We start from the raw sequence: 19,968 nt of genomic DNA on the forward strand, positions 1-19,968 counted from the left end.
CCCGCCCGAGCACCCGCCCGACCCCGGCAACCCACCCCGACCCCGGCCTCCACGGCTCCGTCACCGCCCGCCCGAACACCGGACACGATCCGACCCCGCCCCGGCAACCCGCCCAGGGCCGCTCCCCGCTCCTCCATCATTGAGCATTTGGACGCCGACCGCAGACTGACGACCGCCCCTGACCGAGCGGTATCGCCCCTAGATCTGCGCGGGACTCAAGGCCCGTCAGCGAGCGCTCACACCATCGACCACTCGCACCCCACCGTGCGGACGAGTCCCGAATATCCGCCTATATGCTCTCCGGACGCGGTGCAACCCTGCCTTTCTCCGCGTTTCCCTCGCGAAAGGAGCATGTGGACTTCATGGACTTCCTCGATCCCGTGACGGAGGCCGTCCAGTCCTGGGCGGACGGCCTGAACGAGCAGTACGGGTCCGCCGTGACATCGGCGAGCGAAGCGGTCTGGGGGCCCTTGCTCATCTTCACGCTGTTCGGCGTGGGCCTGATCTTCACGATCCAGCTCAAGGGCGTCCAGCTGCGGCGCCTCGGCTACGCCCTGTGGCTGGCCCTGTTCAAGCGCAAGGAGAACAACGAGTCCGAAGGGGACCTGAGCCACTACCAGGCGCTCTCGGTGGCGCTGGCCGCGACCGTGGGCGTGGGCAACATCGGCGGCGTGGGCGCGGCGATCGCGATCGGCGGCCCCGGCGCGCTGTTCTGGATGTGGGTGACCGGCTTCCTCGGCATGGCCACCAAGTACTCCGAGGCGCTGCTGGGCGTCAAGTACCGGAAGACCAACGCCCGAGGCGAGCAGTCCGGCGGCCCGCAGCGGTACCTCTCGGACGGCATCCCCGGCCCCATCGGCAAGGTGCTGGCGTTCCTGTTCGCGCTGTTCGCCGTGGTCGCGAGCTTCGGCATCGGCAACGCGGTGCAGTCCGGGAACGTCACGAGCGCCATCGACGCCCAGCTGCCCGCCGACTCCTGGTGGACCCCGCAGCTGACCGGCCTGGTGATCCTCGTGCTCGTGGGCGTGACGATCCTCGGCGGCATCAAGTGGATCGGGCACGTCGCCGCCGCCCTGGTGCCCTTCATGATCATCTTCTACGTCGCCGGGGCGCTCACGGTGCTCGCGGTCAACGTCGACGTCCTGGGCACGGCCTTCGCGACGGTCTTCGAGCAGGCCTTCAGCGGCGGCGCGGCCGTGGGCGGCTTCACCGGCTCGGCGATCATGCTGACCATCCAGATCGGGTTCGCGCGCGGCATCTTCTCGAACGAGTCCGGGCTCGGCACCGGCGGTATCGCGGCCGCCGCGGCCCGCACCGACCAGCCGGTGCGCCAGGCCCTGGTGTCGATGACGCAGACCTTCATCGACACGATCATCGTGGTGACGCTGACGGGCCTGGTCATCGTCACCACCGGCGTGCTCGGCACGATGGACGACGCGGGCGAGCTCGTCACGTCCTCGGCGCTGACGCGCCTGGCCTTCGAGGAGGGGCTGGGCGGCGCCGGCACCGCCGGGGGCGCGATCGGCGGCTTCATCGTCGCGATCGGCCTGGCGACGTTCGCGTTCTCCACCATCATCGGCTGGTCCTACTACGGCGAGAAGTGCCTGGAGCGGTACACCGGCCGGGTCCTGATCCTCCCCTACCGGATCGTGTACGTCCTGGTCTCCTACCTGGGCGCGGTCACCAGCCTCGACCTGCTGTGGGGCCTGTCGGACGTCGCGAACGGCCTCATGGCGCTGCCGAACCTCCTCGGCCTGCTCATGCTGACGCCCGTGGTGTACCGCGAGACCCGCGAGTTCTTCGCCCGCCCGGACTGGCGGCTGCTGCCGACGAACGCCGTGGAGGGCACGGACGACCCGCCCACCGCGAGCCGCAGGCTCGTGCCCGCCGACGACTAGCGTCCGCCCCGCCGACCGGCGAGTCCCCTCGCCGGTCGGCGGGACCGATGAGTTCCGCGCCCCGGAGCCGTCATAACGGGAAAGACGTGAAGGAGCCCGGCCCGGGCGACTGCGTCCCTCCCGAAAGGACGACCGCGATGACCGAGGCGTCGACGCACCCCGGCGGTGCCGCACCGGCCCCCTCCGGAGGGCGCCCCGTCCCCCCGGACGGCTTCCAGACGTTCCTCCAGGTGCTGGTCAACACCGCGGTCGCCAACGTCACGACCAGCTTCCTGTGGTTCGCGCTGACGTTCTGGATCTACGTCGAGACGCGCAACGTGATCGCCACGGGCGTCATCGGCGCCTCGTACATGCTGTTCGTCTCGGTGTTCAGCATGCTCTTCGGGACGCTGGTCGACCGGTTCCGGAAGAAGGCCGTCATGACCTGGGCGACCCTCGCCGCGCTCGCGGTCTTCGTCCTCGACGCGATGTTCTTCCTCGCCGTGGGCGAGGAGCGGATCGGGGACCTCTCGCTGCCGTGGTTCTGGATCTTCGCCGTCGTCATGCTGGCCGGGTCGGTGGTGGAGCAGCTGCGGGGCATCGCGCTGTCTACCACCGTGACGCTCCTGGTGCCCGAGGGCCGCCGCGCCAACGCCAACGGCCTCGTCGGCACCGTCCAGGGCGTCGCGATGCTGGTGACGAGCGTGTTCAGCGGGCTGTCGGTCGGCTTCCTGGGCATGGGGTGGACGCTCCTGATCGGGATCGCCGCGCTCGCGCTGACGCTCGTCCACCTCGTGCCGCTGCGCCTCCCCGAGGAGCGGCCCGCCGGCGCCGGGCCGGGGGCCTCCTGGGTGGACGTCCGCGGCGGCTGGCTCGCCGTGCGGGCGGTGCCGGGCCTGCTCGCGCTCATCCTGTTCACCTCGCTCAACAACCTGTTCGGCGGGGTCGCCATGGCCGTCATGGACCCGTACGGCATCGACATGTTCGGCGTGCAGGGCTGGGGCTTTTGGTTCGCCGTGGCCTCGACGGGGTTCATCGCCGGGGGCGCGGTCGTCGCGAAGCGGGGCGTCGGGGGGAACCCGATCCGCACGATCCTGCTCGTGGCCGTAGCCCTCGGGGCGGCGGGCGCGTTCTCGACCGTCCGCGAGTGGGGCTGGCTGTACGTCCTCGGCGTCTGGCTGTTCATGGCGCTGGTCCCGGCGGCCGAGGCCGCCGAGCAGACCGTCGTCCAGCGCGTCGTGCCCTTCGAGCGGCAGGGCCGGGTGTTCGGGTTCGCGATGACGTTCGAGGCCGCCGCCGCGCCGGTCACCGCCCTGTTCGTCGCCCCGCTCGCCGAGCTGTGGGTCATCCCGTACATGCGCACCGGCGAAGGGGTGCGGCAGTGGGAGTGGCTGCTGGGCACCGGGGACGCGCGCGGCATCGCGCTCGTCCTCCTCATCGGGGGCCTGGGCTGCGCGGCGCTCGCGCTCGCCGCCTTCCTGGCGCCGCAGTACCGCCGGCTCAGCGCGCGCTACCAGGCCGCGGTCGACGAGGTCGCGGCCGAGGAGGCGGCCGAGACCGGGACGCGCGAGAAGGTCCCGGCGTGACGGGGGCGGCGTCCGGGCCCGCGGATCGGAGCGACCGGTCCGATCCGCGGGGCCCTACGCTGTCGCGGTGATCGTCTGGCTGTCGTCGTTCCCCCGCTCGGGCAACACCTTCTTCCGCATCGCCCTCCACCGCCTCTACCGGGTGCCCACCTACGCGGTCTACGACGTCGACGGGGTGGCCGCGCAGATCGGCCCCGAGCTGATGGGCGCCCGGGACCGGCCGGGGTCGTTCGCGCGGATGCGCGCCTCGGACGAGGTCCACTTCGTCAAGACCCACCGGCAGCGCACCGATCCGGTCATAGCCGAGGAGGACCGGGCCGTCTGCCTGGTGCGGGACGGCCGCGACTGCGTGGTCTCCTGGGCCCGGCTGCGCACCGCGCCGCTCGCGGGCAGGGAGGACTACGGGGAGCGGTTCGCCGCGGAGGCGCGCTCGATCATCACCCGCCGGAGCGGCGGCACGGGCGGCTGGGGCCCGAACGTGCTCTCCTGGCACCGGTCGGCCGCCCCGGCGCCCGTATGGGTCCGCTTCGAGGACCTCGTCGCGGCCCCGGAGGCCGCCGTGGAGGCCGCCGTCGGCGAGATCGCCCCCGGACTGGCCCGGGTCGGCCGCGCCGGGCTGCCCGACTTCGACGAGCTCCGCGGCCGCGACCCCGGCTTCTTCCGCTCCGGGACGACGGGGGCGCACCGGACCGAGCTCGCCGAGGACCTGCACGAACTGTTCTGGCGGCAGCCGGACAACGCCGCCGCCATGCGGCTCCTGGGCTACGCCGCGTGACACGGGCCGGCCCGGGCGGTCAAGCGTCGTCGGGGGCGCCGGTGTACGCCCGGGACTGGAGCGCCCACAGCTCCGCGTAGGCCCCGCCCGCGGCCGCGAGGTCGGCGTGGGGGCCCAGTTCGGTGAGCTCGCCGTCCTCCAGGACCGCGATCGCGTCCGCGTGCACGACGCCCTGGAGGCGGTGGGAGATCAGGACGGTGGCGGCCTTCCCGGCCCGGGCCCGGAGGGTCGCGAACAGGAGGGCCTCGGCGCGGGCGTCGAGCGCGGCCGAGGGCTCGTCGGCGATGAGCAGTCCGTCTTCGTCGCGGTAGAGCCCGCGGGCCGACGAGAGCCGCTGCCACTGGCCGCCGCTGAGGTCGGTCCCGGCGCGGAACTGGGTGTCGAGCAGCTGGTCCCAGCCGTGGTCGAACCCTTCGACCATCGCCAGTGCGCCGGCGTCCCGCGCGGCCCGCTCCAGCCGGTCCCGGTCGGCCGGGGCCGCCGAGCGGCCGAGCCTGACCGAGAGCTCGGCGGTGAAGGGCCAGCGCTGCACCTGCTGGGCGACCACCGACACGTGCGGGCGCCACCGGTCGGGGTCGACGAGCGCGATGTCGACGCCGTCCCACAGGATCCGGCCGGAGGTGGGCGTGTACAGGCCCGCGAGGAGCTTCGCGAGCGTGGTCTTCCCGGAGCCGTTCTCGCCCACGAGGGCCACCGTCTCGCCGCGCCGGATGGTGAGCGAGACGCCGGTGAGCGCGTCGGCGTCCTTGCCCGGGTAGCGGAAGGACACGTCCTGGACCTCGATCAGCTCCGGCACCGGCAGCGCCTCCGCGGGGGCGTCCGCGGGCGCGGCCAGGTGGGGCTGCGCGGCGATCCGCTCGGCCGCGAGGTCGTCGAACTCGCGCCGGTCGGCGGCGTACAGGCCGTCCTCGTACACCTGGTTCACGGCGACCAGCAGGTTCGCCATCGCCGCCGACCCCTGGCCGAGGGCGAGGACCGCGGCGGCGGCCGCCGCGAGCGGGACCGCCCCGGCCGCGACCATCCACAGGAGCGCGCCGTAGACGGCGGCGACCGCGATCCCGGAGGCGGCCTGCCCGACCGCGCGCGTCGCGGTCTGGCTGCGGATCACGGCGAAGTCGGCGCGGGTCTCGGCGTCGACCATCGCCCGGTGCTGGCCGCGCAGCCACGTCCCGGCCTGGTGGTAGCGGAGGTCGTCGGCGGTCCAGCGGTTGTCCATCAGCCACTCGACCATCCACAGGCGACGGCGGCGCGACACCCGGGACCGGTTCGAGACGTACATGAGCCGGGCCGAGCGCACCGCCGCCCAGCCGGTCGGCAGGGCCGCCGCGAACAGCAGCGGGATCAGGACCGGTTCGATGACCGCGAGCGCCACGGCGACCGCGGCGACGGTGACCGCGCCGGTCACCAGGTCGACGCAGTTGCCGACGAGGTCGACGACGGCGCGCGAGCCGCGGTCCTTGGCCGCTTCGAGGCGGTCGGCGAACACGTCGTCGTCGAACGCCGATCGCGGCACGCCGGTGACGAGGCGGAAGAACTCGCGCTGGGTCCGGTTGAGCACCAGCGGGTTCAGGCGCTGCTGCGCGTACCCGGCCCCGATGCCCAGGGCCGCCCGGGCGGCCGTCGCGCCGGCCAGGAGCGCGAGCGCCGGGAGCGCGCCGACGACGCGGTCCCAGGTGGGCGCGGCCGAGAACAGCGCCACCGTCACGTCGGAGACCGCCAGGAGCGCGGTCGTGGTGGCGACCCCGGCGACGACGTTGAGCGCCAGCGCCGCCACGGTCAGGCCGGGCGCGGCCGCCCACGCGGTGCGCAGCGCCTGCGCCATGAGGCCGGGCAGGCGGCGCGCCATCCGCCAGAAGGAGGCGTTCTCGGCCTCCTCGGCGTGCGCGTACCAGGCGATGTCCTCCAGTTCGGGCAGGGCCTCGTCGCGCTCGTCGGCCGTCTCGGTCCGCCGCTGCCGCGGTATCCTCGGCCATCGCCACTGCCGCATGCGTCCTCCCGAACGTCGACGCTCCAAAGTGCCCGGCAGGCATCATCGCAGGAGCGGCCGACAGGACGGGGTCCCGGACGGGCGCGGCGCCTGTCGGAAACGCGACAGATCCTCGTGGAGGTGCCCGGTCCGCCGGGCCGAGGTCGCCCGGGTCCGCATGCGCGTCGGGCGCGCTCCGCCGCGAGGGAGCCCCGGTCCGCGGTCAGCGGGGCGTCAGCAGGTGGCCTTCGGCGTGGAGGCGGCGGGTCCGGGCGATGTCGATGCTGCCGCGCTTGAGCGTCCCGTCCGCGTAGCCGCCGCCGACGACGATCGCGATGATCAGCAGCGGCAGCAGGACCGTGCGGACGAGCATGGCCCACGGGCCCTTGGCGCCGAGGCGCCCGCCGTCGCGGAGGCGCACGAGCCGCGTGCCGGTGACCACGGCCCCGAGCGCGCGGCCGTTGGTGTAGCACAGGCCGTAGAGCAGGGGCACGGCGAACGGCAGCGTGACCAGCCCGATCCCGATGAGCGTGTTGCCGAGGTCCAGCGCCAGGTCGAGGGCCGCCAGGACCACGACGCCGGCGGCGACCCCGAGCGCGAAGACGACGAAGTCGATGAGCCAGGTGAAGAACATGGCCCAGTCCCCCGCCGGGACGTAGCGGGTGCCGTCGGAGAACGCCTTGACCTTCGCTGCTGCCATGGGGAGAACCCTAGCGTTCCCCTGCGGAGGGGCTCCTTCCTCGCCGCCGGTCCCGGCCGCGGTCGCGTCTCGGACGGGCTGCTCACGGACGCGCGCCGGCGCGCGGTCGGGATTTCCTGCCGGTTTCCCGCCGGTCTCCCGCCTGCGGCCCGTCAGGGCCCGGTCCCCTCCAGGGCGGCCGCGACCGGCCCGGCCTCGGGCACGCCGCACGCCGCGTAGCCCTCGGCGGCCGCGCGCAGGTGGCGGTGCGCGGCGGCCGCGTCGCCGAGGGCGCCGAGGGCGTCGGCGAGGCCGTGGTGCGCCCGGGCCAGCTCGTAGGCGTCCTCATGGGACTCGGCGAGCGCCGCCGCCCGCTCGTGCTGGGCGAGGGCCGCCTCGGCGTCCCCCGAGGTGGTCAGCGCCCGGCCCAGGTCGTTGCGGGCCGCGCGTTCCAGCGAGGGGTCGACGAGCTTCACCGCGTACTCGACGGCGCGGTCGAGGTGCTTCGCGGCCTCGGCGCCCTCGCCCAGGCGCAGCAGGTCCTCGCCGAGCTCGATGAGCGTCGCGGTCACATCGGCCGTGTCGCCCTCGCCGCCGTAGGCCTCCAGGCAGGCGGCGTGGACGTCGGCGGCCCGCGCCGGGTCGCCGTGCTCGCGCACCAGCACCCCGCGGAACGACTCGATGCGGACGCGGTTGTGCTCGTCGCCGATGTCGAGCCGCCGCTCCGCCGCGGCGAGCCGGCGCTCGACCTCGTCGAAGCGGCCGAGCCGCAGCAGCGGGACGACCATGTTCGTCCTGATGAGCGCGGCCGCCGCCGCGTCCCCGACCGCCTCGGCCTGCTCCAGGGCCGCCTCGTGGACGGCCACCGACTCGGCGAACCGCCCGGACCGGCGGTGGAGGACGCCGATGTTGGCGAGCGTCAGCGCCGCGTCGCCGAACTCGCCCAGTTCCCGCTTGAGCGCGACGGACCGGTCGAGGTGGTCGATCGCCTCGCGGTTCCGGCCCGCGGCCAGCAGCCGGCGGCCGGTGTCGCCGAGGGTGTAGGCCTCCTTGCGGTCGTCGCCGGTGCGGCGGGCGATGCCGAGGGCGATCCCGTTGACCGTGGCGTGGGGGCCGATGTCGGAGTCGTGGACGAAGAACGCGTTGAACGCCGTCGCCAGGTGCCAGGCCTCCTCGTCGAGCCCGGCGGCCTCGGCGGCGACCACGGCGGCCTCGAGGTTGCCGCGCTCGGTCTGGAACCACGCCAGGGCGTCGGGCTGGCCGGTGAAGCCGGGCAGGCCGAGGTCGTGGGCGGCGGCGCCGTCGGTGAAGCGGCGCTTGTTCGGGTGCAGCCGCGCCGCCGCCCGGTAGGCGCTGTGCAGGTGGACGGCGACCAGGCGCCGGAACGCCGCGTCCCGCTCGGCCTCGGTCTCCTCCACGGCCGCGAGGCGCGCGGCGAAGAGCCGCACCAGGTCGTGCAGCCGGTAGCGGCCCGGGGAGCGGGTCTCGACCAGGTGCACGTCCACCAGGTCCTCGAGCGTCCTCGACGCGCGTTCGGCGTCCACCCCGGCCAGTGCGGCGGCGGCCTGGACGTCCGCGTCGTCGCCGGGGGCGAGGCCGAGGCGCCGCAGCAGGCGCCGGTGCGCGTCGTCGAGCTCGCGGTAGGAGGCGCCCAGGGCGGCGGCGACGCCGCGGTGCCCCATGTCGAGCTCGTCCAAGAGCCGGTCCTCGTCGTCGAGCCGCTCCAGCAGGTCCCGGGCGCGCCACAGCGGGCGGCTGCGCAGCCGCGCCGCGGCCAGCCCCATCGCCAGCGGCAGGCGCCCGCAGCGCTCCGCGATCGCGGCGGCCTCCTGCTCGGTGACCCGGCCCTCGGCCGCGGCGCCGAGCATCGCCACCGCCTCGCGCATCGGCGGCGGCTCCAGCGGCACCGAGTGGGCACCGGACAGCACGGACAGGTCGCGGCGGCTCGTGGCGAGGACGAGGCCGTCGGGCGTGCCCGGCAGCAGCGCCTCCACCTGGTCGGCGCTCGCGGCGTTGTCGAAGAGCAGGAGCACGCGCCTGCCCGCCAGGACGCTCCGGTAGGTCGCGGCGAGCTCGTCGAACTCCTCGGGGCGGGCCCGACTGGCCGGGTCGAGGCTGCGGATCACGCGCGTGAGCACCGACTCCAGGTCCGGGCGCAGCCCGGCGGCGTGCGTGAAGCCGTGGAGGTCCACGAACAGCTGCCCGTCGGGGTACCGGGGGGCGAGGACGTGGGCGGCGCGCACGATCAGGGAGGTCTTGCCGACGCCGGCCATGCCGTGCACCGCCACGACCTCGGCGCCGTCCTCGACGGCGGCGACGAGCGCGTCGAGCAGGGGCTCGCGGCCGGCGAACCCGGCGAGCGAGCGGGGCAGCTCGCGGGGCACCGGCGCGGTCGGTCCGGCCGGTGCCAGGGGGCCCCGGTCGGCCTCGTCGAGTCCCAGCGCCCGCAGGAGCAGGCGCAGGGTGCGCGGCTGCGGCCGCGTCCGCCCCGCCTCGATGTCCCGGATCGTGCGGATGCCGATGCCCGCCTTCGCGGCGAGCTCCTCCTGGGTCATCATCGCCCGCGACCGGAGCCGCCGGAGTTCGAGGGAGGCTTCGGGCACTCGGTCAGGCATGTCGCAATGGTAGGGCAGCGGGGCGAATCGGGATCGTCCCGACGGGACGTTCCGCGGCGGTGTCAGGACCGATGGTCACCCGTGCCGCGCCGCCCGCGGTCCTTCGTCGGCGGGCGGAGCCCGGTCACCGGTCGCACCAGCGTTTCGAGTCCGGGAGCGCCAGCAGGACGATGATGGCGATGGACAGGAGGACGCCGGGGCAGCTGGAGGCCACCGTGGTGACGTCCGGGGCGTACGCGCTCGTCGTCTCGAGGCCGGCACCCGTGTCGGTGGTGGTCGTGACCGGGCCGATGAGCGCGCTGTTGACGAACCAGACCGCCGCCGTGATCGCCAGGCCGACCGCCTCCACCGCGATCGCCCCGACCCTCGCCTTGGCGCGGCGGCGCCTGATGCCGACGGCGAGCACGCCGCGCGCGGCGGACCACGCGACCAGGATCACCGAGACCGCCGCGATCACCGCGCCGAGTCCGGGCTCCAGGCCGTCGTCGGTCCAGGCGTCCGCCAGGTAGCCGAAGACGGGGAAGAGGGCGCCGCCGCAGACGCCGAGGGCGAGCATGATCCACAGGAGCACCACGGCCGTGGTGGTCGCTCCGGGCATCCGCTCGGGTGCGGGCGGGTACGGCGGCGGGACCGGTGGTCGCGCTTCGGGCATCGCTGGACCTTCCGTGGGATCGATCGGGGCGCGTCCGCGCCCCTGCCGGGCGGGGGACGCGCACCGGACCGATCATGCCCGAAGGCGCGACCGGTCCGGTACGGGCGCTCGGCTCTGAGCGCGGAGGGGCCTGCGGGGGGGACAGGCTAATTCTTTGGCGTGTCGGCCACTTGGACGTCGAATTCGAACTGCTCGCCCTGGATGCTCGTGATGGTGAGGGTCACCTCGTACTCCGAGCCGGTCGCGGCGTCGATCAGCGTGCAGTAGGTCTGCCGGTCCACGTAGACGGTGAGGTTCAGTTCGCCGCAGTCGATCTCGGGGCGCGAGCCGACCTGGGCCTCCAGGGCGTCCTCGGCGGCCTCGGCGAGGCGCTCGGCCTCGACCTCGAGGCCGGCGTCGTCGGCGGGCGGCGCCGTGGTCTCGGCCGGGTCGGAGGCGGCGCCGCCGTTGGGCTCGGAGGCCACCTCGACGTCGGCGTTCCACTCGCCGCCGTCGACGCCGGTGAAGGTCACCGCGGCGTCGAACTCCGAACCCGTGGACGGGTCGGTCAGCACGCAGTCGACCTCCTCGCCCTCGGTGACGATGATCGAGTCGTCGTCGCCGCAGTCGATCTCGGGGCGCGAGCCGATCTCGCCCTCCAGGGCGTCCTCGGCCGCCGCCGCGACGTCCTCGCTCGAGACGGTGGGTCCGGCTTCGACGCTGCACGCGGCGAGGCCGACGGCCGCGAGGGCGAGGGGCAGGAGGGCGAGTGTTCGGATGGGCACGGTTCGGCCTTTCGTTCGCTGACTGGTTGCCGCCGTCCCGCTGCGGGGCGGCGCTCGATCCGGCGGCGACCGCGCGGCCGGGCGCACTGGCCCCGGCGCGCCGTGCGTCCCCGCCGCGACCAGTGTGTCCCGGGCGGGGTCGGGTTTCGAGGCGGGCGACAGGCGGGACACCGGCGGGATCGCCGCCCCTCGGCGGCGGGCGGTCGCGCCGAGAGCACGGGGCCGGGGCGGCGGCCCGCGCCCGTGGCCGGGTGTCCACCTGCCGGTCCGCCCTACCATGGGCACCATGCCCGACCGAGCGCCCGACGCCCGCAGCCTCCGCCCGCTGCGGCTGCGGGCGATGCTGACGCAGGAGGAGCTCGCGCTGAAGGCGGGCGTCGGGACGCGGACCGTCCGCGACATCGAGTCGGGACGGGTCCGGCCGCAGCCGAAGACGCTGCGGCTGATCGTCGAGGCGCTGGGGCTGGGCGAGGAGGACCGGGCGCTGCTGGCCGGGACGCCCCGCGCCGGGGCGCCGGCGCCCCGCGAGCTGCCCCGCTCGCTCGCCGCGTTCGCCGGGCGGGAGCGGCACCTCGGGGACCTGCTCGCGGCGGTCGACGCCGGGGCCGCCGTGGTCGCCGTGCACGGCATGGCGGGCGTCGGCAAGACCGCCCTGGCGGTGCGGGCCGCCCACGCCCTCGCGCCCCGGTACCCCGACGGGCAGCTGTTCGTGGACCTCCAGGGCTTCACCCGCGCCGCGGGGCACCGGCCGAGCCGGGAGTCCGTCCTGGCGCGGGTGCTGCGCGTCCTCGGCGCGGACGAGCAGGACCTCCCCGCCGGCGCCGGGGAGCTCGCCGCGGCCTACCGCAGCGCCCTCGCGGGCCGCCGCGTCCTCCTGCTGCTCGACAACGCCGCGGGCGCCGAGGAGGTGGAGGCGCTGCTGCCGGGGACGGCGGACGTGCTCACGCTGGCGACGAGCAGGCGCGACCTGTCCGCGGTGGCGGACGCGGTCCCGGTGCCGCTGGGGCCGCCGCCGATGCGCGAGGCCGTCGCGATGTTCGAGGCCGCCGCCGGGGACCGGGTCACGGCGGCCGAGGCGGCCGCGGTCGCGGAGCGCTGCGGGCGCCTGCCGCTGGCGATGGGCCTGGCGGCGGCGCGGCTGCGCAGCCGCCCGCTGTGGAGCGTCGAGGACCTGCTGCGGCGGTTGGACGACGAGGAGCGGCTGCTGGACGAGCTCGACATGGGGCACCGCGGCGTCGCCGCCGCCCTGCGCGCCTCCTACCGCGAGCTCGACGCGGACCAGCGGCGGCTCCTGCGGCGCCTCGGCCTGGTCCCGGGCGAGGACGTGGACGCCCGCGCCGCCGCGGCCCTGTGCGGGACCGGCCCGGAGGAGGCCTCGGCGGCACTGGAGTCCCTGGTGGACGTGCACCTGGTCGAGACGCACGCGCCGGGGCGGTACCGGCTGCACGACCTGGTGCGGGTCTTCGCGGCCGGGCGCGCGGACGCCGAGGAGACCGGGGCCGGGCGGGACGCGGCGTTCCGGCGCCTGCTCGGCGGCTACCTGCACTTCGCGTTCCAGGCGGCGGTCCGGGTGCCGTCGCAGTACCAGCGGATGCTCGCGAAGGAGGCGGCGGCGCACGACCTCGGCCTGCCCGGCTTCGACGGGCAGGCCGAGGCCATAGCGTGGTTCCAGGCCGAGCGCGGCAACCTGGCGGCCGCCGTGCACGCGGCGGAGCGCGCCGGGCTGCTCGAGCCTGCCTGGCACCTCGCGAACGCGTTCAGCGCCTTCCGGATGCACGGCCGGGACGCCCGGCGGCACCTCGAGGTCAACGGCATGGCCCTGGGGATCGCGCGCCGGCTCGGCGACGAGCGGAAGACCGCGCACAGCCTGGGCGACCGGGGGCGGCACCTCATGTTCGCGGGCAGGAACCGGGAGGCCGCGGGCTGCCTCGAAGAGGTCGCCGCGCTCAGGAGGGGCCTCGGCGACGCCGGCGGGGCCGCGCTGGCGCTGCGGAGCATCGGCATCCTGCACCGGCAGTCGGGGCGGTTCGCCGAGGCGCTCGAGGTCTACCGCTCCGCGTTCGCGCTGGCCGAGTCCGCCTCGGACACCAGGACGATGGTGAACATCGCGGTGAACGCGGTCGACCCGCTGCTGTCGCTGGGCCGCCTGGCGGAGGCCGAGCGCAGCGCCGCGGAGGCGGAGCGGCACCTGGGCGCCGACGACGACTACAACCCCGTGCGCATCGAGGTCTGCCGCGGGACCTTCGCCCGCATGCACGGCGACCCGGCCGCGGCCCTGGCGGTGCACACCGCGTGCCTGGAGCGCTGCCGCCGGGCGGGGCTGCTGGGCGGTTTCACGCCGACGCTCATCGAGCTGGGCGAGGACCTGCTGGCCCTGGGCCGGACCGGCGAAGCGGTGGCCCGCCTGGGCCAGGCCGTGGAGCAGGCGGAGGAGATGGCGTACCTGTCGTTCGAGCGCACCGCCCGGAACGCGCTCGGGCGCGCGCTCGCCGCCTCCGGCGACCTGGCGGGGGCGGTCGACCAGCACGAGCGCGTGCTGCGGCTGGCCGAGTCCCAAGAGGACGCCTACCAGCTCGCGGAGGCCCACCACGGGCTCGCCGAGGCCCGCCGGGCCGAGGGCGACGCCGCGGCCGCGCAACGGCACCTGCGCAGCGCCGCAGCGGGTTACGAGCGGTGCGGCGTGCCCGGGTCCGGGCTGCTCCCCCGCGTGCGGTGACGGCCCGGACCCGGCTGCCGGTTTTCTGCCGGTGTCCCGCCGCACGCCTCCGGCTCGCCGGGCCGGCGGCGTCGCGGACTGCGGGCCAGGGTCGCGCGGACCGACCGGGAGGCGCCTCGGCCGCCCCGTCCACCTGCCCGGACACGCGAACCGCAGGCCCCCGCCGCGCAGGCGGGACGGCCGCGCACCGGCCCGCGGGGCCGGCTTCGGCGCCCTTTCGCCGCCCGGTCCCGGTCGACCCGGCTGACTACGCTGGAGGGCGCCCTTCGGCGGCCCCCGGACACCCTCTTCTCGGCTTGGAGCGGACATGCCCTTCTCTGGCGCAACGGAAACCTGGGCGCGCGGAGTCGAACTCCTCCACGACGGCGACCGCGTGCGCGCGTCGGACTGCTTCGAGTTCGTCCTCGACTACGACCCCCGCGCCGCGGACGCCTGGCTCGGCCTCCACGCCTGCGGCGAGCGAAAGGAGGAGGCGCTGCTCCGCATGCTCGAGCACCGGGACCGCCTGGGCGACCTGCGGGGCGACACGGGGCTCGCGCTCGAGTCGTCGTACGCCATCGGGATGTTCGTCGACTACCGGCTCACCGGCCCCTACGAGATCTGGCTGGCCTACGTGGCGGGGCTGCTGGACGCCGACGAGACCGACCTCGCCTGGGAGCAGCTCACCCTCGTGCGCGAGGGCGACCTGGAGGACAAGGCCAGGTTCCTGCGGACCCGCTGCCGCTTCGAGCAGGACGACTGGAAGGAGGTGCTCAAGGCGGCGCACGGCATCGAGGACCCGCGGCTGCGCGACGAGGCCCAGTTCTACGTCGCCGCGTCCCTGGTGCACCTCGAGACCCCTTACGAGGCCTTGAACACCCTCCAGGACCTGCCGGGCGGGCTGCGCGACCCCCTGTACGAGGCCCACCTCGCCTTCGTGCGGGGCGCGGCGATGGAGTCGCTCGGGGAGGCCGAGGAGGCGGCGCAGGCGTTCCAGCGCGCCTACCGGCTCGCCCCCGACATCGAGGTGTTCGCCGAGCGCGTCCGGACCGTCCGCCCCGCCAAGGCGGTGGAGCTGGACTTCGACCCGGACCCGTCGAAGGCGGCCGCCGAGGTCGAGCGGGACCGCGCCGACCGCGCGACGCTGCTCGAGGAGGCCGGGCGGCGGCTCGACGCCATGATCGGGCTCCAGCCGGTCAAGGAGCGGATCCAGGCCCTGAAGGCGCAGTTCAGGATGGCGGCGCTGCGGGCCGAGCGCGGGCTGCCGGCCTCGAACCGGCCGCACCACTTCGTGTTCACCGGACCGCCCGGCACCGGGAAGACCACGGTCGCCCGCATCACGGGCGAGATCCTCGCGGGCCTGGGCCTGCTCGAGCACGGACGGGTCGTGGAGGTCCAGCGCGGCGACCTGGTGGGCGGCTACCTGGGGCACACCGCGATGAAGACCCGCGCGAAGATCGACGAGGCGACCGGCGGCGTCCTGTTCGTCGACGAGGCGTACTCGCTGGCCGGGCAGGGGTACGAGGGCGACAGGGACGCGTTCGGCGAGGAGGCGATGCAGGAGATCCTGACGGCGGCCGAGAACCGGCGCGACCGGCTCGTCATCGTCCTGGCCGGGTACACCGAGGAGATCCGCGAGCTGCTGTCCACCAACCCCGGCCTGCGGTCGCGGTTCTCCACGGTGATCGAGTTCCCGTCGTACTCGACCGAGGAGCTCGCCGGCATCGCCGTCTCGATCCTCGCGGGGGCGGGCGAGACGCTCACGGCCGAGGCCGAGCACGCCCTGCGGGTGAGCTTCTCGATCGCGATCGGCATGGGGAGGATCGACGCGCTCGGGAACGGCCGGTTCGCCCGCGAGCTCTGCCGGAAGGCCGCGGCGCAGCGGGACCTGCGCCTGCTGGTCGGGTACGGCGACGACGGGACCCCGACCTCCGCCGAGATGACCACGATCGAGGCCGTCGACGTCACGACCGCCTACGCCGAGTTCGGCGTCTGACTCACCGGCGGGTGCGGCGGGCGGTGTAGACGACCGTCGAGCGCGGGTCCTCGACCGTGCCGCCCGGCTCGTCGTCGACGAGCGCGCCGAGCCGCGAGAGGAACTCGGTCCGGGCGGGCGGGGCGAGTTCGGCGATGTTCGGGAACGTCGACCACAGGTCGCGGGCGGTCGCCGCGGTCAAGGTCTGGTGCCAGGCGACGACGTCGACGGCGACGCCCGCGAACCGGCCGCCGGCGGTCAGCACGCGGCTCCAGCGCTCGGTGTCGTGGGCGTGCGAACGGGAGTCCCGGTAGCCGGGTTCGGCGGGGAGCAGGTCGCGGTAGACGTCGTCGAGCCGGTCGCGGAACCGGGTGGGGCGGTCGGCGTCGCCGAACTCGGTCCACCAGGCGGCCAACCACCCGCCCGGTTCGACCAGGGCGCCGAGCTTCGCGATCGCGGCGACCGGGTCGAGCCAGTGCAGCGAGGTCGCCGCCACCGCCAGGTCGAATCCGCCCGGCAGGTCGGCGGTCTCGAAATCGTCGATCGTCACCTGTAGACGGTCGCCGGGGAAGCGGGCGGTGAGGATCGCGGCGAGGTCCGCGCCGGGTTCGACCGCGACCACCTGCGCGCCCGCGGCCAGGAGGGGCCCGGTCGCCAGGCCGCTGCCCGCGCCGATCTCGAGCACCCGCGTGCCGGGCGCGAGCCCGCAGCGGTCGGCCAGGAGGTCGAACACCGCCCGCGGGTAGGGCGGGCGGCCGCGGTGGTAGGCGTCCGCCGCGGCGTTGAACGACATCCGCCGCTCGCCGGTCATGTCAAGGGCCCCAACGGCTGCGGTCCGATCGCGCTCACCTGCCGTAGGGCGGCTGGGGCGGATGCGGCTGAGACGGGTAGGGCTGCTGCCCGTACGGCTGCTGCGCGTGCGGGACCATGACGACGAGCGCGGCCGCGGGCCTCGTCGGCGTCCAGGCCCGCACGCCGGGCGTCAGCATGAGGACGAAGATCAAGAGCGCCAGGGCAAGGCGGGCGGCGCCCCACCCGAAGATCGAGATCCGCAGGTCCGGTTCCCCCGGCAGCGGCGGGAACAGGGCCAGGGCCTGGTAGTTGAGCACCGTGTAGGTCACGAACACGGGGATCGCGACGCTCGTCCAGACGATGCCGAAGATCCGCGCGCCCGCCCTGCCCTTCGCCAGGCCGGGCGCGGTGGCCACCGCGCAGACCAGGAAGACCGCGTAGGTGATCATGACGACCCCGACCTGCGGGAAGTCGCCGAGGAACAGCATCTCGACGTACCCGTACTCGTCGAAGAAGTGCCGCTGGTCCATCGAGGTGAGCACCAGGTCGACCGTGAAGTAGGCCATGAGCGCGGCGAGCGCCCACACGGCGAGCACCGCGAGCGTCGCCGGGCCGGGCCGCTCGGGCCCGCCGGCCGGAGGGAGGACGCCGGGGCCCTGGTGCGGCTGCGGGGGCGGTACGGGCTGGTACTGGAGGTGCGTCCGGTCGGGCGGAGGGGGCGGGTAGCTCATCGGGGTCCTCGCAGTTCAGGAGTGCAGTAGCGGTCACCTTACCGGATGGGCACGGGGACCGAGACCGTCGCAGACCGGACGTTTCACGTCTCGGGCGCGGCGGGTCCGAACCGCCTCCCTCATGGCCCGCATCGTGTTGAGCCGGTTCGCGATAGGGTCTGGCGGGAGGTGGGCGGGGTGAGTGTGCGGTTGGCGGCGTACGCCGTGTGCGTCGAGGACGGACGGGTGCTGCTCGCCCGTTACGTCGCCCCCGGGGGCGGGACGCACTGGACGCTTCCGGGCGGCGGGGTCGAGCAGTCGGAGGACCCGTTCGACGCGGTCGTCCGCGAGCTCGCCGAGGAGACCGGCTGCGACGGGGTGGTCGAGCGGCTGCTCGGCGTCGACTCGAGGGTAATCCCCGCGTCGATCGCGCGGGCGGGCGTCGAGCATCAGAACATCGGCGTCTTCTACCGGGTCCGCATCACCGGCGGCCGCCTCCGGCCCGAGCCGAACGGCGAGACCGACGAGTCGGTCTGGACGCCGATCCCCGAGGTCGCCGGCCTGCACCGGTCGGGCCTGGTGGACGTCGGCATCGCCTTGGCGCAGCGCCTTCCCGCGACCGGCCGCGTCGCCCCCGTCCCGGTCGGCGGCCTGATCCAGCACTGAGCCGCGAGGCCGGCGGGGAGCCGGTGGTCCACCGCGCTCGGCGCACCGGCCGCGACCGTGAAGCGGCGCTTCGGATGCGAACTCCTCGCCTCCGGCCCCGGCCGCGCGGCCCGCTCCCGCCCGGCTCCGGCCGATCCGCCGCAGCGCCTCGCCTCCCTCGGGACCGGGGAGGCGCGAGCGGTCCCAGCAGGCGTCGATATCGTTGCGGCACCGCCGCCACCGGCCACCGCACGCTCCGAGGAGCAGACATGGACGCGCTCGACCTGCAGAACACGTACCTCGACCTGACCACGCCGCACGTCGCCGACGCCCTCATCCGCCTCGGCCTCCTGCTCCGCTGCGCGCCACCGGACGTCCGCCCGCTCTGGGACGGCGTCCACTTCGCCGGGCGGGCCCGGCCCGCGCGCCACTACGGCAGCGTCGACGTCTTCCTCGAGGCCCTCGGGCACGCCGGCCCCGGCGACGTCCTGGTCGTCGACAACGCCGGCCGCCGCGACGAGTCCTGCGTCGGCGACCTCATCGCCCTCGAAGCCCGCCACGCCGGGCTCTCCGGCGTCGTGATCTGGGGCCTCCACCGCGACACCCCGGAACTGCGCGCCATCCGCCTGCCCGTCCACAGCCAGGGCGCGCTCCCCGCCGGGCCCCAGCGCCTCGACCCCCAGGAGCCGGACGCGCTGGCCTGGGCCCGCGTCGGCGAGCACCGCGTCACCGGCGACGACTTCGTGCTGGCCGACGACGACGGCGTCCTGTTCCTGCCCCTGGACCGGGCCGCCGACATCGCCGCGGCCGCCGCCGCGATCCGCGACACCGAGCACCGCCAGGCCGGGCTCCTGCGCCTCGGCACCAGTCTGCGCGAACAGGTCCGATTCGCCGACTACCTCGCCGGGCGGGACCGCAATGGGACCACGTTCCGGCAGCACCTCCGGTCGCTGGGCGGCGCGATCGAGGAGTGACGGCGCCGGCCCCGGACCGCCCGGCGCACCGTCGGCGACCGGGGTCTCGGCTCGGCGTCGCCCGACCGGGGAACCGGTGGCACCGCTCGGACGCCCGGTCCGGTTCCCGCCCGGTGCTTCCCGGATCGAGCTCGGCGGTTCTCGCGTGGACGCCTTCGGCGTCGGGACGCTCGATGAGGAACGTGCCGAGCGTCCGCAGCCGGGCCCCTTGCGCGGGCTGGACGCCGCCGGGCGTGCGCGGAGACGGCGGACATCGAGGAGCAACGACGGCAACGGTTCGAGGCGCCGCCGGGCGTGCGCGGAGACGGCCGCCGCGTGGCGCCCGTGCGCACGGGGTCAGCGGTGGGGGTCCCCGCCCTGGTCGAGCATCGCTCGGATCTGGTCGAGCCACTGCGCGGCCAGTCGGCGTCCGTTCGGGAGCTGGTCGTCCGGGTCCCAGCGCCATGACGTGGCTATCGCGAGCGTGAGGATTCGGCACTGGCGCAGCAGGTCCGGGTCGGCCCCGGGGTAGTGCCCGCCGACTTCCTCAGGCGCGTGGGCGATGTCGAACTCGACGGGCCCGCGGCAGCAGGTCTCCAGGTCGATGAACAGCGGCCCTCCCCCGGTCTCCAGGAGGTTGCCCGGATGCGGTTCGCCGTGCAGCAGCTGCATCTCGGCGCCGCTGTCGGCGATGGCGCGGCTCAGGTCCGCCAGCGTGCCGCCGAGCAGCCTGCGGTCGGCCTCGCCGAGATCGGGGGTGAGCGCGGGGGCGTCGACCAGCCGCCGCGCCTGGGCGACCCGGTCGGTGAAGTGCGGTGCGGGGACGTCGATCCGCCGCATCCCCTCGTGCAGCCGCGCGAGCGACCGCGCGTACTCCGCGGGCGCGATGTCCTGCGACGGCAGCGGCTCGCAGTACTGCCACAGTGTGATCGCGAAGCCGTCGCGCACATGGACGCCGGGTTCGACCCGGGGCGCGAGTCCGGCGACCGGGGCGTCGGTCTCGGCGAGCCGGCGGGCGACCTCGACTTCGAACTCGGCGCCCGCGCGGTGCTCGACGTGCGCGACCCGGGCGAGCACGTCGCAGGGCAGCAGGCGCACCGCGATCCGGTTCGAGTCGTGCAGGACGGCGGCGTCGTCGGCGCTCAGGCCGAGCTCTGCGGCGGTGGAGACCGCCGCGGCCACCGCGCGCCGGAGGTCGGAGGGCTTCATCGCGTCGTATCCCTTCTCAACGGCCGCAGTAGAACGAGGGCGGTGCGACCGGTCGTCGCCGCGTCCCGCCGGGTA

The 19,968-nt window shown here is 75.2% G+C and carries 15 protein-coding genes; 7 read left to right on the forward strand and 8 right to left on the reverse strand.

The window, feature by feature from the left end; all coding sequences use genetic code 11:
- Window positions 1-362 precede the first annotated feature (362 nt).
- From LO763_RS05275 to LO763_RS05285, 3 genes are all read left to right on the forward strand, one after another.
- The gene (locus tag LO763_RS05275; RefSeq protein WP_230600913.1) at window positions 363-1,898 is read left to right on the forward strand and encodes an alanine/glycine:cation symporter family protein; all 1,536 of its coding nucleotides are present in this window, start codon (window positions 363-365) and stop codon (window positions 1,896-1,898) included.
- Between the two features lie 137 nt (window positions 1,899-2,035).
- A complete protein-coding gene (locus LO763_RS05280; protein ID WP_230600914.1) occupies window positions 2,036-3,463 on the forward strand; it encodes an MFS transporter in 1,428 nt (475 codons plus the stop codon).
- A gap of 67 nt (window positions 3,464-3,530) precedes the next feature.
- Window positions 3,531-4,238: a sulfotransferase domain-containing protein gene (locus tag LO763_RS05285; RefSeq protein WP_230600915.1), complete on the forward strand. Its 708-nt coding sequence runs from the start codon at window positions 3,531-3,533 to the stop codon at window positions 4,236-4,238.
- A 19-nt stretch (window positions 4,239-4,257) separates the two neighbouring features.
- Here the strand turns inward: LO763_RS05285 and LO763_RS05290 are convergent, their stop codons facing one another.
- The 5 genes from LO763_RS05290 to LO763_RS05310 form a co-directional block, all read right to left on the reverse strand.
- Window positions 4,258-6,225 (reverse strand): ATP-binding cassette domain-containing protein, encoded by a 1,968-nt coding sequence (locus LO763_RS05290; protein ID WP_230600916.1) that lies wholly within the window; start codon window positions 6,223-6,225, stop codon window positions 4,258-4,260.
- Window positions 6,226-6,427: 202 nt separating this feature from the next.
- Complete coding sequence (locus tag LO763_RS05295) at window positions 6,428-6,904, reverse strand: hypothetical protein (protein ID WP_230600917.1); 477 nt, start codon at window positions 6,902-6,904, stop codon at window positions 6,428-6,430.
- A 152-nt stretch (window positions 6,905-7,056) separates the two neighbouring features.
- The gene (locus LO763_RS05300) at window positions 7,057-9,498 is read right to left on the reverse strand and encodes an ATP-binding protein (protein ID WP_230600918.1); all 2,442 of its coding nucleotides are present in this window, start codon (window positions 9,496-9,498) and stop codon (window positions 7,057-7,059) included.
- 124 nt (window positions 9,499-9,622) lie between these two features.
- Window positions 9,623-10,150 (reverse strand): hypothetical protein, encoded by a 528-nt coding sequence (locus tag LO763_RS05305; RefSeq protein ID WP_230600919.1) that lies wholly within the window; start codon window positions 10,148-10,150, stop codon window positions 9,623-9,625.
- A gap of 146 nt (window positions 10,151-10,296) precedes the next feature.
- Entirely contained in the window at window positions 10,297-10,914 is a 618-nt protein-coding gene (locus tag LO763_RS05310) for a DUF4333 domain-containing protein (protein ID WP_230600920.1), read from the reverse strand.
- A gap of 286 nt (window positions 10,915-11,200) precedes the next feature.
- Between LO763_RS05310 and LO763_RS05315 the strand changes: the two genes are divergently transcribed.
- Both LO763_RS05315 and LO763_RS05320 read left to right on the forward strand, forming a co-directional pair.
- Entirely contained in the window at window positions 11,201-13,630 is a 2,430-nt protein-coding gene (locus tag LO763_RS05315) for an ATP-binding protein (protein WP_230600921.1), read from the forward strand.
- Between the two features lie 307 nt (window positions 13,631-13,937).
- On the forward strand, window positions 13,938-15,605 hold the full coding sequence (locus LO763_RS05320) for an AAA family ATPase (RefSeq protein WP_230600922.1): 1,668 nt from the start codon (window positions 13,938-13,940) through the stop codon (window positions 15,603-15,605).
- A gap of 1 nt (window position 15,606) precedes the next feature.
- Here the strand turns inward: LO763_RS05320 and LO763_RS05325 are convergent, their stop codons facing one another.
- Both LO763_RS05325 and LO763_RS05330 read right to left on the reverse strand, forming a co-directional pair.
- Entirely contained in the window at window positions 15,607-16,395 is a 789-nt protein-coding gene (locus LO763_RS05325) for a class I SAM-dependent methyltransferase (RefSeq protein WP_230600923.1), read from the reverse strand.
- A gap of 34 nt (window positions 16,396-16,429) precedes the next feature.
- Window positions 16,430-17,107, reverse strand: a complete 678-nt coding sequence (locus LO763_RS05330) for a hypothetical protein (RefSeq protein ID WP_230600924.1) — start codon at window positions 17,105-17,107, stop codon at window positions 16,430-16,432.
- A gap of 177 nt (window positions 17,108-17,284) precedes the next feature.
- On the opposite strand from LO763_RS05330, the gene LO763_RS05335 reads away from it, so the two are divergent.
- Both LO763_RS05335 and LO763_RS05340 read left to right on the forward strand, forming a co-directional pair.
- Window positions 17,285-17,752, forward strand: a complete 468-nt coding sequence (locus tag LO763_RS05335) for an NUDIX hydrolase (protein ID WP_230600925.1) — start codon at window positions 17,285-17,287, stop codon at window positions 17,750-17,752.
- 248 nt (window positions 17,753-18,000) lie between these two features.
- Window positions 18,001-18,705 carry an RraA family protein gene (locus LO763_RS05340; RefSeq protein ID WP_230600926.1) on the forward strand — a complete coding sequence of 235 codons (705 nt, stop codon included), beginning with the start codon at window positions 18,001-18,003 and terminating at the stop codon, window positions 18,703-18,705.
- Window positions 18,706-19,041: 336 nt separating this feature from the next.
- On the opposite strand, the gene LO763_RS05345 is transcribed toward LO763_RS05340, so the two are convergent.
- Window positions 19,042-19,893: a phosphotransferase gene (locus tag LO763_RS05345; RefSeq protein ID WP_230600927.1), complete on the reverse strand. Its 852-nt coding sequence runs from the start codon at window positions 19,891-19,893 to the stop codon at window positions 19,042-19,044.
- Window positions 19,894-19,968: the final 75 nt, after the last annotated feature.

Origin of the sequence: Glycomyces amatae, from assembly GCF_020991375.1 — a bacterium.
Taxonomy (GTDB): Bacteria; Actinomycetota; Actinomycetes; order Mycobacteriales; family Micromonosporaceae; genus Glycomyces; species Glycomyces amatae.

What these genes read in the sequence shown, in the direction of transcription:
- LO763_RS05275 (WP_230600913.1), top strand. Translation starts at nt 363, where the DNA reads ATGGACTTCCTCGATCCCGTGACGGAGGCCGTCCAGTCCTGGGCGGAC.
- LO763_RS05280 (WP_230600914.1), top strand. Translation starts at nt 2,036, where the DNA reads ATGACCGAGGCGTCGACGCACCCCGGCGGTGCCGCACCGGCCCCCTCC.
- LO763_RS05290 (WP_230600916.1), bottom strand. Translation starts at nt 6,225, where the DNA reads ATGCGGCAGTGGCGATGGCCGAGGATACCGCGGCAGCGGCGGACCGAG.
- LO763_RS05295 (WP_230600917.1), bottom strand. Translation starts at nt 6,904, where the DNA reads ATGGCAGCAGCGAAGGTCAAGGCGTTCTCCGACGGCACCCGCTACGTC.
- LO763_RS05300 (WP_230600918.1), bottom strand. Translation starts at nt 9,498, where the DNA reads ATGCCTGACCGAGTGCCCGAAGCCTCCCTCGAACTCCGGCGGCTCCGG.
- LO763_RS05305 (WP_230600919.1), bottom strand. Translation starts at nt 10,150, where the DNA reads ATGCCCGAAGCGCGACCACCGGTCCCGCCGCCGTACCCGCCCGCACCC.
- LO763_RS05315 (WP_230600921.1), top strand. Translation starts at nt 11,201, where the DNA reads ATGCCCGACCGAGCGCCCGACGCCCGCAGCCTCCGCCCGCTGCGGCTG.
- LO763_RS05320 (WP_230600922.1), top strand. Translation starts at nt 13,938, where the DNA reads ATGCCCTTCTCTGGCGCAACGGAAACCTGGGCGCGCGGAGTCGAACTC.
- LO763_RS05325 (WP_230600923.1), bottom strand. Translation starts at nt 16,395, where the DNA reads ATGACCGGCGAGCGGCGGATGTCGTTCAACGCCGCGGCGGACGCCTAC.
- LO763_RS05330 (WP_230600924.1), bottom strand. Translation starts at nt 17,107, where the DNA reads ATGAGCTACCCGCCCCCTCCGCCCGACCGGACGCACCTCCAGTACCAG.
- LO763_RS05340 (WP_230600926.1), top strand. Translation starts at nt 18,001, where the DNA reads ATGGACGCGCTCGACCTGCAGAACACGTACCTCGACCTGACCACGCCG.
- LO763_RS05345 (WP_230600927.1), bottom strand. Translation starts at nt 19,893, where the DNA reads ATGAAGCCCTCCGACCTCCGGCGCGCGGTGGCCGCGGCGGTCTCCACC.